The organism is Cupriavidus sp. 86D6 (assembly GCF_057815095.1).
The window spans coordinates 1-14,778 of record NZ_JBYPSB010000001.1; the positions used below are offsets into that span (position 1 = coordinate 1).

The 14,778-nt window shown below is 66.0% G+C and carries 11 protein-coding genes; 8 read left to right on the forward strand and 3 right to left on the reverse strand.

Translation table 11 applies throughout. The features are described 5' to 3' along the window. Nucleotides 1-377 precede the first annotated feature (377 nt). Complete coding sequence (locus tag AC3G88_RS00005) at nucleotides 378-1,328, forward strand: DUF3047 domain-containing protein (protein ID WP_488893145.1); 951 nt, start codon at nucleotides 378-380, stop codon at nucleotides 1,326-1,328. A gap of 56 nt (nucleotides 1,329-1,384) precedes the next feature. On the opposite strand, the gene AC3G88_RS00010 is transcribed toward AC3G88_RS00005, so the two are convergent. Then, nucleotides 1,385-2,410 (reverse strand): DUF2891 domain-containing protein, encoded by a 1,026-nt coding sequence (locus AC3G88_RS00010; protein WP_488892907.1) that lies wholly within the window; start codon nucleotides 2,408-2,410, stop codon nucleotides 1,385-1,387. Nucleotides 2,411-2,443: 33 nt separating this feature from the next. Further along, nucleotides 2,444-3,637, reverse strand: a complete 1,194-nt coding sequence (locus AC3G88_RS00015) for a M20 aminoacylase family protein (RefSeq protein ID WP_488773596.1) — start codon at nucleotides 3,635-3,637, stop codon at nucleotides 2,444-2,446. Nucleotides 3,638-4,047: 410 nt separating this feature from the next. On the opposite strand from AC3G88_RS00015, the gene AC3G88_RS00020 reads away from it, so the two are divergent. The 5 genes from AC3G88_RS00020 to AC3G88_RS00040 all read left to right on the forward strand — a co-directional run bounded on the left by AC3G88_RS00020 (nucleotide 4,048) and on the right by AC3G88_RS00040 (nucleotide 9,800). Then, on the forward strand, nucleotides 4,048-5,643 hold the full coding sequence (locus AC3G88_RS00020; RefSeq protein ID WP_488892908.1) for an ABC transporter substrate-binding protein: 1,596 nt from the start codon (nucleotides 4,048-4,050) through the stop codon (nucleotides 5,641-5,643). A 165-nt stretch (nucleotides 5,644-5,808) separates the two neighbouring features. Continuing rightward, nucleotides 5,809-6,786: an ABC transporter permease gene (locus AC3G88_RS00025; RefSeq protein WP_153947169.1), complete on the forward strand. Its 978-nt coding sequence runs from the start codon at nucleotides 5,809-5,811 to the stop codon at nucleotides 6,784-6,786. 3 nt (nucleotides 6,787-6,789) lie between these two features. Beyond that, a complete protein-coding gene (locus AC3G88_RS00030; protein ID WP_488892909.1) occupies nucleotides 6,790-7,722 on the forward strand; it encodes an ABC transporter permease in 933 nt (310 codons plus the stop codon). A gap of 18 nt (nucleotides 7,723-7,740) precedes the next feature. Then, nucleotides 7,741-8,739, forward strand: coding sequence for an ABC transporter ATP-binding protein (locus AC3G88_RS00035; protein WP_488773593.1), 999 nt, complete (start codon nucleotides 7,741-7,743; stop codon nucleotides 8,737-8,739). Next, nucleotides 8,736-9,800, forward strand: coding sequence for an ABC transporter ATP-binding protein (locus AC3G88_RS00040; protein WP_488773592.1), 1,065 nt, complete (start codon nucleotides 8,736-8,738; stop codon nucleotides 9,798-9,800). Before AC3G88_RS00035 ends, AC3G88_RS00040 begins: the two co-directional genes overlap by 4 nt. A gap of 184 nt (nucleotides 9,801-9,984) precedes the next feature. On the opposite strand, the gene AC3G88_RS00045 is transcribed toward AC3G88_RS00040, so the two are convergent. Continuing rightward, entirely contained in the window at nucleotides 9,985-11,181 is a 1,197-nt protein-coding gene (locus tag AC3G88_RS00045; protein WP_488773591.1) for an ABC transporter substrate-binding protein, read from the reverse strand. Nucleotides 11,182-11,494: 313 nt separating this feature from the next. Here AC3G88_RS00045 and AC3G88_RS00050 point away from each other — a divergent pair, with 313 nt between their 5' ends. Together AC3G88_RS00050 and AC3G88_RS00055 are read left to right on the forward strand one after the other, a co-directional pair. Next, nucleotides 11,495-13,600, forward strand: a complete 2,106-nt coding sequence (locus tag AC3G88_RS00050; RefSeq protein WP_488892910.1) for a molybdopterin-containing oxidoreductase family protein — start codon at nucleotides 11,495-11,497, stop codon at nucleotides 13,598-13,600. Further along, on the forward strand, nucleotides 13,597-14,739 hold the full coding sequence (locus AC3G88_RS00055; protein ID WP_488892911.1) for an aminopeptidase: 1,143 nt from the start codon (nucleotides 13,597-13,599) through the stop codon (nucleotides 14,737-14,739). Before AC3G88_RS00050 ends, AC3G88_RS00055 begins: the two co-directional genes overlap by 4 nt. The last annotated feature ends 39 nt before the right edge of the window (nucleotides 14,740-14,778 follow it).

A 14,778-nucleotide genomic window follows, 5' to 3' on the forward strand; every position in this document is an offset into this window, starting at 1 on the left:
GTGCGGACTACCCGTGTGAAAGTAGGTCATCGCCAGGCTCTTATACCCAGAACCCCCAAGCCCTTAAAGCTTGGGGGTTTTGCTTTGGCGGGCGTGAAACGCAAAGCAGGCAAATTCCCCCTTGGCCCCCGGCGCACATGCCATGGCTGCGCCCACTGTCCATAGAACAAATTCGAAAAGCACAGCCCGTCATGTTGGCTGTTGTATTCAGGGTACCCGAGCATTCCGGGTCCGCGATGCATCTGATATCGTCTGCCTTCAAGTGCTGAAAAATTCAGCACGAAGCAGTCTGCAATACCAAGCCTCGGCGCCGAATAGCCAGGCGGTTGGGATTTCGACGAACGGGTAAGTATCGGGTTATCAGGGTCCAGGGGGTTATCGTGGCCATGAAGTTTCGGCCAGCACTGGCTTGTGTGGTGAGCGCGCTCGCGCTCGCCGGTTGTGCATCATCGACGGTCGCACCGACCGATCCATCAAGGTTGGCCACCGTCTCGGACGGAAATTGCGCGACGTTCGCGGAAAAAGGCTTGTTGAACGCTGCCGTTCGAAGCCAGGCGGCCGACCTGCTCGAGCAGGCGAATCGGGCGGCAAATCAGGCGGCGAGCGGCGCAGCCGATTCGGACGCGGGCGGCGACAGCGAGGCCGAATCCGACGCCACATCGTTGCCGTTGCTGGCAGAACCGCCGCTATTCTCGGCCTTCGCCACCCCTGCGGGCCCCACGGCGAGCCCAACAGGCTGGCAGCCCTGGAAGGTCAATCGCAACAAGACGCCTACCCGTTATTCGTTGGCCGAAGTCGACCAGCGCACCGTGCTGCATGCCGAGGCCGACGGGTCCGCGTCGGGACTGTACGTCCCGCTTGAACAGCGCGATCCTGGCACGCTGCGCTGGATGTGGAAGACGCGGGATGTGATTCGTGTCGCGGATAACGCGGTCAGCCATCGCGAGGATGCCCCATTGCGGATTTTCGTCGCGTTCGATGGGGATCGCAGCACGTTGTCGCTGAAAGACCAGTTGATGTACGAAATGGCGCGCATTACCACGGGTCGGGAAATGCCGTATGCCACGTTGATGTACATCTGGGGCGGCAAGCGTCCGGTGGGCAGCGTCCTGAACAATCCCCACACGGACCGCGTTCGCATGATCATCGTGGATTCGGGCACGCGCCATACCAACGAATGGCGATGCCATGAACGCGACCTGCGTGCCGACTACCGCAAGGCGTTCGGCGCCGATCCCGGCAAGATCCTCGCGGTCGGCCTGATGACCGATACCGACAACACCAAGAGCCGCGCCGAAGCCTGGTACGGCGATATCGCGCTCGACTAAGCCCGCGAACCCGGCAGAACCCCGCCGGGCCCCGCCGAGCCCCGCCCGGGCGGCCGCTACCCGACGCTCAGGTCTTCCAGCGCCAGCAGCGCGAACGAGGCAAGCCAGTGCGTCGCCACGTAGTGGCCATCCACGGCCTGCGGCAGGGACACTTCCAGATGATCGGACCAGGCCCGCACGGCCAGCGGCTGCAGAGGCGATGGCAAGGCCGGACCCAGCAGCCGCCAGCACCAGGCGCGCGACAGATTCAGACCGTCCAGATGAGACATCTTCGGATCGGTCCGATCCGCGACAGCCACAGGGGTCAGCCAGGTTCCGAGTTCGGCCTGTCCCGGCGAAAACAGGTCCCACCATTCCGCAAAGCCGCAGTCATCCATGACCTGCCGCATCAGCACGGCCTCCATCAGGCCGCCTGACAGGAATTCGTCGCCGCCTGGCTCGTAGCGGGCCGGATAGCGCAGGTCATGCGCGAACCAGCGATGCGCCCGACGCACGATCGATTTGCGCAGGGCCGGATGCTGGTCCTGCCGCGCATAGAACAGCGCCATCACCAGCGCAAACGCACTATTGAAATGGGTGCCGGTGCGAACCGGGAAATCGGCTACGTCGATGTAGTCCATCAGGCGTTGGGCCAGATGGTTGGCCAGCGGCGCGCAAGCGGCGGCCCACCTGGCCGCCTGCGGGTCTTTGAGTCCCAGCGCGCCCAGCTCGGCCTGGAGCCGCAGCACCCATGCCCAGCCATAAGGCCGTTCGAAGGTCCGGGAGGCGGGCCGTTCGAAATAGGCCAGCTCCGTGGCGAAGGCCTCCGGGCGGAACTGGGCATCGAGTGTTTCGCGGATGCGGCCGGCATCGGGCAGGTTCGGACGCAAGGCCAGCAGCCGCACCAGCAGCCAGTGCATGTGCACCGACGAATGCCAGTCGTAGCTACCGTAGAAGACCGGGTGGCTGACCGCCGGCGCGGCCAGGTCGCCCGCATCCACCATCAGGTGGTCCAGCTTGTGCGGATACGGACGCACGATATTGTCGAGCGCCACCCGGGCAAATCGCGACGCCACGGCGTCGTCCAGCAGCGTATGGGGCATCGTACGTCGCCTGAAACGTCGATCAGTGCCGGATCAGGCCGGCGCGAGCCATTTCTCCACCAGCTTGACGAAGAACGTGGAGCCCACCGGCAGCAGTTCGTCGTTGAAGTCGTAGCTGGGGTTGTGCAGCATGCACGGGCCCATGCCGTGGCCAGCCTCGCGGTGCGAGCCCTCGCCGTTGCCGATGAACAGGTAGCAGCCGGGCTTCTCCTGCAGCATGAACGAAAAGTCCTCGGCGCCCATGGTCGGTTCCACGTTGCCGTCGACGTTGTCGGCACCCACCAGTTCGCTGGCGATGCCCACCGCGAACTCGGCTTCGGCCGCGCTGTTGATGGTGGGTGGATAGTTGCGGCGGAATTCGAAATCGATCGTGCAATCGAACGCCTGCGCCACCGCGCGCGACACTTCTTCCATGCGCCGTTCGATCAGATCGAGCACTTCCACGGTGAAGGTGCGCACCGTGCCGCCCAGCCAGACTTCATTGGGCACGATGTTGGTGGCGTCGCCGCCGTGGAACTGCGTCACCGAGATCACGGCGGTGTCGATCGGCCGCTTGTTGCGCGTGATGATGCCCTGCAGCGCCGTTACGATCTGGGCGCCCGTGAACACCGGGTCGGCGCCATTGTGCGGCATGGCTGCATGCGCGCCCTTGCCGCGCACGGTGATCTTGAATTCGTTGCTCGATGCCATCAGCGGGCCGGCCGTGGTGCCGAACGAGCCGACCGGCATGCCCGGCCAGTTGTGCATGCCGAACACGGCATCGCACGGAAAACGCTCGAACAGGCCGTCCTTGATCATCTCGCGCGCGCCGCCGCCGCCTTCTTCGGCCGGCTGGAAGATCAGGTGCACGGTGCCGTCGAAATTGCGATGCTCGGCCAGGTAGCGCGCGGCGCCCAGCAGCATCGCCGTATGGCCATCATGGCCGCACGCGTGCATCTTGCCTTCGTGTTGCGAGCGATGGCCGAAGGTGTTGGCTTCCTGCAGCGGCAGCGCATCCATGTCGGCACGCAGGCCGATGGTTTTGGCGCTATTGCCATGGCGGATGACGCCGACCAGGCCGGTGGTGCCCAGGCCGCGGTGGACCTCGATGCCCCAGGATTCCAGGTTCTTGGCCACCACGTCGGCGGTGCGCTGTTCCTCGAAACACAGTTCGGGATGCGCGTGGATGTCACGTCGAATGGTGCGGATTTCGGCTTGCGCCTGCAGGATTTCGGGGATGAGCTTCATGATGCCGGTCCGGGCAAATGGGGCAATTGGATACCCCAGATCATACGACGCCTATCGTAGAAGCGCCAAAACAAGGCGTTCCCGGCACCTGCCGCCGGCCCGGTCACGTATCGGTGCGCGGCCAGCCCCGGCGGGCATACATTGGCTCCGGCAGCGGTACCGGCCCTGCGGCCCGCCTCCATGCTGGCGCAGCGCAGCAACGGGCGATGCTGCAGGGCGGGTGGGTTTCCCCGCATGGCGGACGCCGTGCACTGCTGGAACAGTTCATGCTTGAACTGCCCGGCCGGTTGCGCGCCACGTTGCCCAGCGGAATGCCGCACCAAAATGCGGCGCTCCTGCGTGAGACATTCGGGACGCGCGCGACCGATCCTTATCGTCATTTCAAGACTTCCCACTGGGAGAATCGTGCGATGTTCCTTCGTCACGTCAAGAAGGCTGTCGGCAAGGCGGTCGGTACTGTCCTGCTGACCGGTGCGCTCGGCCTGGCCACTCCGGCCCAGGCGGTCGATCTCAAGATCGCCATGAGCTCGCCGCCGACCTCAATGGATCCGCATTTCTACAACCTGTTCTCGAACATCAATGTGTCCGAGCACGTGTTCGAGACGCTGATCAAGCTCGACCCCGACAGCAAGGTGGTGCCGGGCCTGGCCGAATCGTGGAAGCTGGTCAACAACCTCACGTGGGAATTCAAGATCCGCAAGGGCGTGAAATGGCATGACGGCACCGAACTGACCACCGAAGACATCGCGTGGTCGCTGGACCGCCCGGCTACCATCGTCAACAGCCCGGGCAAGTTCGATGTGTACACCAAGGCGATCATCAACAAGAAGATCATCGACAAGTACACGATCCAGGTGACCACCAACCAGCCGTACCCGCTGATGCTCAACGACCTGACATCGGTGTTCATGGTCCAGAAGAAGGCCACGCAGGGCCTGTCTTCCGACGACTTTGCACAGGGCAAGGGCATGGTGGGCACCGGGCCGTTCAAGTTCGTCAGCTATGCGCGCGACGACCGGGTGGAACTGGTGAAGAACCCCGACTACTGGGGAGCCAAGCCGGCCTGGGACAAGGTGACGCTGCGCTTCATCCCCAACCCGGCCACGCGCCTGGCCGCGCTGCTGTCGGGCGACGTGCAGGCCATCGAGAACGTGCCCACGCCCGACCTGCCGAAGGTGCGAAGCGATCCCAAGCTGTCGTTCTTCTCGAAGATCTCGCACCGCGTGATCTACCTGTACTTCGACGTCAAGCGCGACAAGTCGCCGTTCGTGACGACCAAGGACGGCCAGCCGATGGACAAGAACCCGCTGAAGGACGCGCGCGTGCGCATCGCCATCAGCACGGCCATCAACCGCCAGGGCATCAAGGACCGCCTGATGGAAGGCCTGTCCGAGCCGACCAACAACCTGGTGCCGCCCACGCTGTTCGGCCACAACCCGGCGCTGAAGACCGTGAAATACGATCCGGAAGCGGCCAGGAAGATGCTGGCCGACGCCGGTTATCCGAACGGCTTCGGGCTGACGCTGCATACGCCGAACAACCGTTACGTCAACGACGAGAAGATTGCGCAGACCATCGCGCAGAACCTGACCCGCATCGGCATCAATACCAAGGTGGAAGGCATGCCGATGGCCACGTACTCGTCGAAGGCGATCAAGCGCGAATGGTCGTTCGGCCTGGTGGGCTGGGGCGCCCAGACCGGCGAGGTCAGCTCGCCGCTGCGCGCGCTGCTCGCGTGTGAAGACTCGAAGAAGGGCTTCGGCACCACGAACTGGGGCGAGTACTGCAATCCGAAGATGGATGCGGTGCTGGAAAAGGCGCTGGCCACCGTGGATGACAACGAGCGGTCCAAGCTGCTGCAGGAAGCTACGGCCATCGCCATTCTTGATGGTGGCATCATCCCGATCCACCATCAGGTGACCACGTGGGCCACGCAGAAGGGCATCACGTATGTGCCGCGTACCGACGAACGTACCTACGCGCACCTGTTCAAGCCTGCCCAGTAAGCCAGCAGGGCAGGACGGCGCCGCCAGCGGCTGGCGGCTCCGGTATGATCGCGGCCCCGGTCTTCCACGAGAAGCCGGGGCGATGTTCCCACGATTTTCCCCGTGGGCCGCGAACCCGCCGGCAGTGCGCCACCGCGCGCCGGCGAAAGGATAGGCGTCTGGAAAATGCTGGTCTTCATCATCCGGCGACTGATGCAGAGCGTGGTTGTGCTGCTGGTCATGTCGTTGCTCGTGTTTCTTGGCGTTTTTGCGATCGGCAACCCGATCGACATCCTGATCAGCCCGCAGGCCGACCAGGAAGACATCAAACGCACCATCGCCGCGCTTGGCCTCGACAAGCCACTCTGGGAGCAATACTGGATCTTCCTGCAGAACGCGCTGCACGGAAATCTGGGCACCTCGTTCGCGCATGGCACCCCGGCGCTGAAGCTGATCTTCGAACGCATGCCGGCCACGATGGAGCTGGCGGTGTGCGCCATCCTGCTGGCCATCGTGCTGGGCATCCCGCTGGGCCTGTGGGCGGGGCTGCGGCCGAACGGCGTGGCCGGCAAGACCATCATGACGGTGTCGATCCTGGGCTTCTCGCTGCCCACGTTCTGGGTCGGGCTGATGCTGATCATGGTGTTCGCCGTGCAGCTGGGCTGGCTGCCGTCGAACGGCCGGGGGGAGACCGTCAGCGTGCTGGGCGTGCCGCTGAGCTTCCTGACCGGGGACGGCATCCGGCACCTGATCCTGCCCGCCGTGACGTTGTCGCTGCTGAACATCGCCATGGTGATCCGGCTCACGCGTGCCGGCACGCAGGAGGCGATGCTGCAGGATTACGTGAAGTTCGCGCGTGCCAAGGGGTTGTCCAATACGCGCATCGTCGGTGTCCACGTTCTTAAGAATATTCTGATCCCGATCGTCACCGTGATCGCGCTGCAGTTCGGCTCGATCATCGCGTTCGCGATCGTGACCGAGTCGATCTTCGCGTGGCCCGGCATGGGCAAGCTGATTATCGATTCGATCCAGTTGCTGGACCGCCCGGTGATCGTCGCCTACCTGATGGTGATCGTGACGCTGTTCATCCTGATCAACCTGGTGGTGGATATCGTCTACAGCATGCTCGATCCGCGCGTGCGCATTGCCGACAACAAGGGCTGAGCCATGAGCACATCGACCGTCCCTCAGCAAGCCCCGGCCCAGCCGACGCCGGCGGCCAGGGAACAGACCCCGTTGCGCCGCTTCGCGCGGCAGTTCTTCGAAAGCAAGCTCGCGGTGCTGGGGCTGGTGACGCTGCTGCTGATCATCCTGATCGCGATCTTCGCGCCGCTGCTGGCCCCGCAGAATCCTTATGACCTGGCCACCCTGGACGTGCTCGACGCGCGCCTGGCGCCGGGCGAGCAGGCCGGCAGCGGCATGACGTTCATCATGGGCTCCGACGAGCAGGGCCGCGACATGCTGTCGGCCGTGATGTACGGCCTGCGCATCAGCGTGGGCGTGGGCGTGGTCAGCACGGTGATTGCCCTGCTGCTGGGCGCCACGCTGGGGCTGCTGGCCGGCTTTCTCGGCGGGCGCACCGAGGCATTCATCATGCGCGTGGCCGACCTGCAGCTGTCGTTCCCGCCGATCCTGCTGGCACTGATCCTTCTGGCGTTTCTACGACCCGGCATCGGCAATATCGTGATCGCGCTGGTGGCGGTGCAGTGGGCCTACTATGCCCGCACCACGCGCAGCGCGGCGCTGGTGGAGCGCCGCAAGGAATACATCGAGGCGGCCACCTGCCTGGGGCTGCCGCCGCAGCGCATCATGTTCCGGCACCTGCTGCCGAACTGCCTGCCGCCGCTGATCGTGATCGCCGCGCTGCAGGTGGCATCGGCCATCACGCTGGAAGCCACGCTGTCGTTCCTGGGGCTGGGCGTGCCGGTCACGGAGCCGTCGCTGGGCATGCTGATCGCCAACGGACAGCAATACATGCTGTCCGGCAAGTACTGGATCAGCTTCTTCCCCGGCATCGCGCTGGTCGTCACCATCGTGTCGATGAACCTGGTGGCCGACCAGTTGCGCGACGTACTGAACCCCCGCCTGCAGACGCAGTAAGACGCCAGGAGCGCCGAAATGACCCAGCCAACCCTGGTCGTAGAAAATCTAAAAACGCAGTTCTTCACCCGCGCCGGCGTGGCCAGGGCCGTGGACGATGTGTCGTTCTCGGTGGGCCGTGGCGAAATCATGGGCCTGGTCGGTGAGTCGGGCTCCGGCAAGTCGATGACCGGCTATTCGATCATGGGCTTGATCGATCCGCCCGGCCGGGTCGTGGACGGCCGCATCGCCCTGACCAGCCGCGACGGCGTGACGCGCGACCTGCGCGCGCTCACCCCGGCCCAGCAGCGCGACGTGCGCGGCAACCGCATCGCCATGATCTTCCAGGACCCGATGATGACGCTGAACCCGGTCCTGCGCATCGACACGCAGATGATCGAGGCCGTGCGCGCGCACGACGACGTCAGCAAGGCCGCCGCCCGCGAGCGGGCCCGCAATGCGCTGGCGCGCGTGGGCATCCCGTCGCCGGACGAGCGCCTGCAGGCCTATCCGCACCAGTTCTCGGGCGGCATGCGCCAGCGCGTGGCCATTGCCATCGCGCTGCTGAACAAGCCCGACCTGATCATCGCCGACGAGCCGACCACGGCGCTGGACGTGACCATCCAGGGCCAGATCCTCTATGAAATGCAGACGCTGTGCCGCGAATCGGGCACGGCGCTGATCTGGATTACCCATGACCTGTCGGTGGTGGCCGGCCTGGCCGACAAGGTCTGCGTGATGTACGCGGGCAAGATCGTCGAATCGGGCGATGTGCGCCAGGTGCTGGAGCAGCCCCATCATCCCTATACGCACGGACTGATCAGCTCGGCGCCGTCGCGCAATCCGCGCGGTGCGCCGCTGCGGCAGATCCCTGGCATGACGCCGTCGCTGCTGAACCTGCCCGGCGGCTGCTCGTTCCGCAACCGCTGCCCGTACGCCACCGACGTGTGCAAGAGCGATCCGCCGCTGGCCGTTTCGCCAGATGGCCGGCAGTTGCGCTGCTTCCACCCGGTGCATGCCCAGCAGGAGGCCGCATGAGTACGCCCGTGATCGAAACCCCGAAGGCCGCCGCCGTGGACGCGTCGCCCGACGCCGCCACGCCGCCGGCGCCGCTGCTGGAACTGCGCGGGGTGTCCAAGCGATTCGTCAAGTCGCTGGACGTTGCCGCCCGGGTCGCCAATGTGTTTGGCGCAAAGCAGAAGATGGAAGTGGTGCATGCCGTTGACAGGGTGGACCTGGCCATCCGCACCGGCGAGGTCGTGGGGCTGGTCGGCGAGTCGGGCTGCGGCAAGTCCACGCTGGGCCGCATGGCCGTGGGCCTGCATTCGCTGACCGAAGGCGAGCGGCTCTGGCGCGGCACCGACCTGGACCGCCTGCCGCCCGACAAGCGGCGCGAGAAGCAGCTGGCCATCCAGATGATCTTCCAGGACCCGTACGCGTCGCTGAACCCGCGCCTGCGCGTGCTCGACATCGTCGGCGAGGCGCCGGTCGTGCATGGCATGGTCGAAAAGGGCGCGCAGAAGGCTTATGTGGAAGACATGCTCGTGCGCGTGGGCATGGACCCCACGGTGCTGCGCCGTTTTCCGCACCAGTTCTCGGGGGGCCAGCGGGCACGCATCGGCATTGCCCGGGCCCTGGCCGTGAAGCCGGAATTCCTGGTCTGCGATGAGTCCGTGGCGGCGCTGGACGTGTCGATCCAGGCCCAGGTGCTGAACCTGTTCATCCGCCTGCGCGAAGACCTGAACCTGACCTACCTGTTCATCAGCCACGACCTGGGGGTGGTCAAGCACATCAGCGACCGCGTGGTGATCATGTACCTGGGGCGTGTGGTGGAATCGGCGCCGACCGAGGAAGTGTTCGCGTCGCCGAACCATCCGTACACCCAGGCACTGCTGGCCGAGGCGCCGAAGCTGGAGGTGGGCAAGAAGACGTATGTGGCGATCCGGGGCGAAATCCCGTCGCCGCTCAATCCGCCGATGGGCTGTCACTTCCACCCGCGCTGCCCGCACGCGATGCCGCGCTGCAAGGCGGAACAGCCCGCGCTCAAGGAGATCGCGCCGCTACGGTGGTCGGCATGTCACCTGAATGACATGGGATGAGCGAGGGGGGGTCCAATCGAAACCCTTGACCGGAGCTCACTCCCCTCTCCCATGCAATGGGAGAGGGGTTGGGGAGAGGGCATGGCGGTCAATTTGCCGCTATCGCATCTTGATCGGCGCGGCCCTCTCCCCCGCCCCTCTCCCGCAGCGCGGGAGAGGGGAGAAAATCGTGGCACCACACCCCTCAGCGAATCACCACCCCCCGCGAATTGATGATCGTCATTTCGACGAATTTCGAGCCCACGTGGTTGTCCGGGCCGAACTGGACGATGAATCCGCCCAGGTCCACGTTGCGCATGCTCTCCAGCGCCATCACGAAGCGTTCGCGCGTCAGGTCCTTGCCGGCGCGGCGCAGGCCTTCCACGAATGCCTTGGCGGCGATGAAGCCTTCGATACTGGCGTAGTCGAAGTCGTTCTGCTTGCCGGCCGCCTGCAGCAGGCGCAGGTATTCGCGCACCACCGGCAGCGTGGCATTGCCCGGATGCGGCATCACCTGCGAGATGATCACGCCGCTGCCCTGCGGGCCCACTTCCCTGGCCAGCGCCTGGGTGCCCACGAACGACACGTTGTAGAACTGTCCGCTGTAGCTGCGGCGCAGGGCCTCCTTCACGAAGGCGCCGGCCGTGCGATAGGCGCTGATCAGCACCACGGCATCGGGCTTGGCCTTCATGGCCTCCTGCATCGCATCGCCGATTTCCACCGTGTTGCGGACCACGCTGGACTGCGCCACCAGCTTCACGCCGCTGTCGGCCGGCAGCGCCTTGATGGCGTGCTCGATGCCCGCCAGGCCGGCCTTGCCGTAGCCGTCGTCGTTGTAGACCACGGCAATGCGCTTCAGGCCGGTGGTGCGGATCTGGCGCACGATGGCGGCGGTTTCTTCCTCGTAGCCCGCGCGCACGTGGAAGACGTAGCGGTTGGACCCGTCGCGCAGCGTCTGTGCGCCGCTGAACGGGGCGAAGAACGGAATGCGCGCCTGGCTGACCAGCGGCAGCGCGGCCTGGCTGGTGGGCGTGCCCACATAGCCGAACAGCGCAAAGACGCGGTCTTCCTCGATCAGCTTCTTCGTGTTCTTGACGGCCTCGTCGGGCTCGTAGGCATCGTCCAGCGCCTTGAGTTCGATCTTGCGGCCGAACACGCCGCCATGGCTGTTGATGTAGTCGAAGTAAAGGCGCGCGCCGGCGTTCATCTGCTTGCCCAGCACGGCCGTGGGGCCGGTCAGCGCGGCCGATTGTCCCAGCAGGATCGTATCGGCGGACACGCCAGCCTCGGCGGGCGCGGTGTTGGCGGCAAACGCGGCGCCTGGTACGCCGCTGGCCGCGAGCGCGGCCGCCATCATCAGGCCGGCGAACTGCCGGCGCTTGACCCCAGAAGTGAAACCCATGTGAATCCCCGTCAAAAATCCGTAAAACGTTCTTCGTTGCGTCTTTGCTGCTTTCGGACCCCGCGGATGCCGTCCGGATCTTGTGCCGGTACGGCTCCCGGCCCTGCTGGGCCGGACAGTTGCCGGCCTTGGCCGGACTGCGCCGGCACATCATAATCGAATACAATCGGAGCCAAACAATTTCTCCCGGTCAGCAATGTTTGGCCGACGCCACTGCGCCACAGTCACGCCGTTGACAAACGCCACGCCGTCGGCCCGCCGAATGCCCGGACCGGGCGCCCCCACCCGCCGTATCTGTCTGCCCGAGCCCACCATGGCCACCCGCATCGTCCGCGCCGCCTGCCCCCATGATTGTCCCGACACCTGTGCGCTGCTCGTCACCGTCGAGGACGGCCGCGCCACCAAGGTGGCCGGCGATCCAGACCATCCCACCACGGGCGGGGTGCTCTGCACCAAGGTGTCGCGCTACACCGAACGCACGTACCACGCCGACCGCCTGCTGACGCCGCTGCGCCGCGTGGGCAGGAAGGGCGAGGGCAAGTTCGAGCCGATCTCCTGGGAAACCGCGCTCGACGAGATCGCCACGCGGCTGGGCGCCATCGCCGCACGCAACCCCGGGGCCATCGTCCCGTACAGCTACGCGGGCACGATGGGCCTGGTGCAGGGCGAAAGCATGGCCGCGCGGTTCTTTCACAAGCTCGGGGCGTCGCTGCTGGATCGCACGATCTGTGCCAGTGCCGGCGCCACGGCGCTGCGCTACACCTATGGCGCCAGCGTCGGCATGGACATGGAGCACGTGGTCGATGCGAAGCTGGTGGTCATCTGGGGCGGCAATCCGATTGCGTCGAACCTGCATTTCTGGACCCGCGCGCAGGAAGCCAAGCGCCGCGGCGCCACGCTGGTGGCGATCGACCCGTACCGATCGCTGACGGCCGAGAAGTGCCATCGCCATATCGCGCCGATGCCGGGCACCGACGGCGCACTGGCGCTGGCGATGATCCACATCCTGATCCGGGACGGCCTGCTGGACCACGACTACATCGCGCAGCACACGGTCGGTTTCGACGCGCTGCGCGAGCGGGCGATGGACTATCCGCCGGCCCGGGCGGCCGACATCTGCGGCGTGCCCGTGGAGGATATCGAATGGCTGGCTGGCCTGTACGGCCAGCTGGCGGTCAAGGAACGCCAGCCCGTGGCCATCCGCCTGAACTACGGCATGCAGCGCGTGCGCGGCGGCGGCCAGGCGGTACGCGCCGTGGCCTGCCTGCCGTCGCTGGTAGGCGCCTGGCGCCAGCCGGCGGGCGGCCTGCAGCTGTCCACGTCGGGTTTCTTCCCGGTCGATACGGCGTCGCTGCAGCGCCCCGACCTGCTGCCCAAGTGGCCCGAACTGCCGCGCACCGTGAACATGAGCACGATCGGCGATGCGCTGCTGGACGACGGCACGCGCGGCAACGGCCCGAAGATCGAAGCCGTGGTCGTCTACAACAGCAATCCGGTGGCGGTGGCGCCCGAGTCGGCCAAGGTGGCGCAGGGGTTTGCGCGCGAGGACCTGTTCACGGTGGTGCTGGAACACTTCCGCACCGATACGGCCGACTATGCCGATATCGTGTTGCCGGCCACCACGCAGCTGGAACACGTGGACGTCCACAAGACCTACGGCCACGTCTACTTCATGGCCAACAACCAGGCCGTGGCCCCGCTGGGCCAGGCGCTGCCGAACACCGAGATCTTCCGTCGGCTGGCCGCGCGCATGGGGTTTGCCGAGCCGTGCTTTGCCGATACCGACGAGGAAATCGCCAGCCAGGCCATCCTGCGCGACGACAAGCGCGCCGAGGGCATCAGTTGGGACACGCTGAAGGCGCGCGGCTGGCAGCGGCTCAATATCGACGCGGCGCCGTTCGCCGACGGCGGCTTCCCGACGGCTTCGGGAAAGTGCGAGTTCTATTCGGTAGCCATGGCGCGCGACGGGCTCGACCCGCTGCCGGCCCATGTGGCGCCGTACGAGACGCCGTCGTCGGCGCCGGAACTGGCGGCACGGTATCCGCTGTCGATGATCTCCCCGCCGGCGCGCAATTTCCTGAACAGCACGTTCGTCAATGTGGACAGCCTGCGCAGCACCGAAGGCGAGCCCCATCTGGACATCCATCCGGTGGACGCCGCCGCGCGCAACATCGCCCACGGCGATATGGTGCGCGTCTACAACGACCGCGGCAGCATGCAGGCGCGTGCCCGCGTGACCGATCGCGCCAGGCAGGGGCTGGTGGTGGGCCTGTCGATCTGGTGGAAGAAGCTGGCCCCCGATGGCAAGAACGCCAACGAACTGACCAGCCAGCAGCTGACCGACCTGGGCCGCGCGCCGGTGTTCTATGACTGCCTCGTGGAAGTGGAGGCGGTGCGGACCGAGGCCCTGGCATCATGAAACGGTGGCCGGCCCGCCGGCGCCTGGCGGGTATCCTCGCGATACTCGCTGGTGCGACGCTGGCGGCCGGCTGCGACACGGTCGGCTATTACTATCAGTCGATCGGCGGACACCTGGGCGTGATGGCTTCGGCGCAGTCGCTGGACGACGCCATCGCCACGGCCAACGGCGCCAACGACCGGAAGCTGGCGCAGCGGCTGGAACTGGCGCGCCGCATCCGCGACTACGCATCGCGCGAACTGAAACTTCCCGACAACGGCAGTTATCGCCGTTACGCCAATTTGCACCGGCCCTATGTGGTGTGGAGCGTGTTCGCCACGCCCGAACTGTCGCTGGACCTGCGCAAGTGGTGCTTCCCGATCGTCGGCTGCATTACCTATCGCGGCTACTACAGCCAGGACGATGCCGATCACTATGCCAAGGGGCTGCGCCGCGACGGCTTCGAAACCTACGTGGCGGGCATCCCGGCCTATTCCACGCTCGGTTATTTCGACGATCCCCTACTCAATACCTTCGTCTACCAGCCCGAGGGCGAACTGGCCCGGCTGATCTTCCACGAACTGGCGCACCAGGTGGTGTACGTGCGCAACGACACCGCGTTCAACGAGTCGTTTGCCACCGCCGTGGAGGTGGCCGGCGTGGAGCACTGGCTGGCGCAGGAGGGTTCGGCCGACGCGCGCGCCAGCTACAAGATCTATGACGGCCGGCGCCGCCAGTTCCGGGCGATGCTGCTCGGCACGCGCGACAAGCTGGTGGCGCTGTACAAGTCACCGCTGACCGACGAAGCCAAGCGCCAGGGCAAGGCGCGCATCTTCGACGAACTGCGACAGGAGTACGCCGCGCTGAAGGTCGAATGGGCCGGCTATACCGGCTACGACCGCTGGTTCGACCAGCCGCTGACCAACGCCCACCTGGCCGCCGTGGCCACGTACCAGCAATGGGTGCCGGCCTTCACGGCGCTGCTGGCGCAGTGCGGCGGCGACTGGGAACGCTTCTATGCCGCCGCGCGCAAGATCGGCGATCTGCCGCCGGCCGAACGCGACGCGGCGTTGCGCAGGCTGGCGCCGCCGGCCACCGACGTCACGCCGCTGACGGCCCGTGGCACCACGGGGGCCGTGGCCGATACGCCAAAACCCTGACGCGGGAGTTTCCCGATGGTGACGCACGCCCCGCATGCG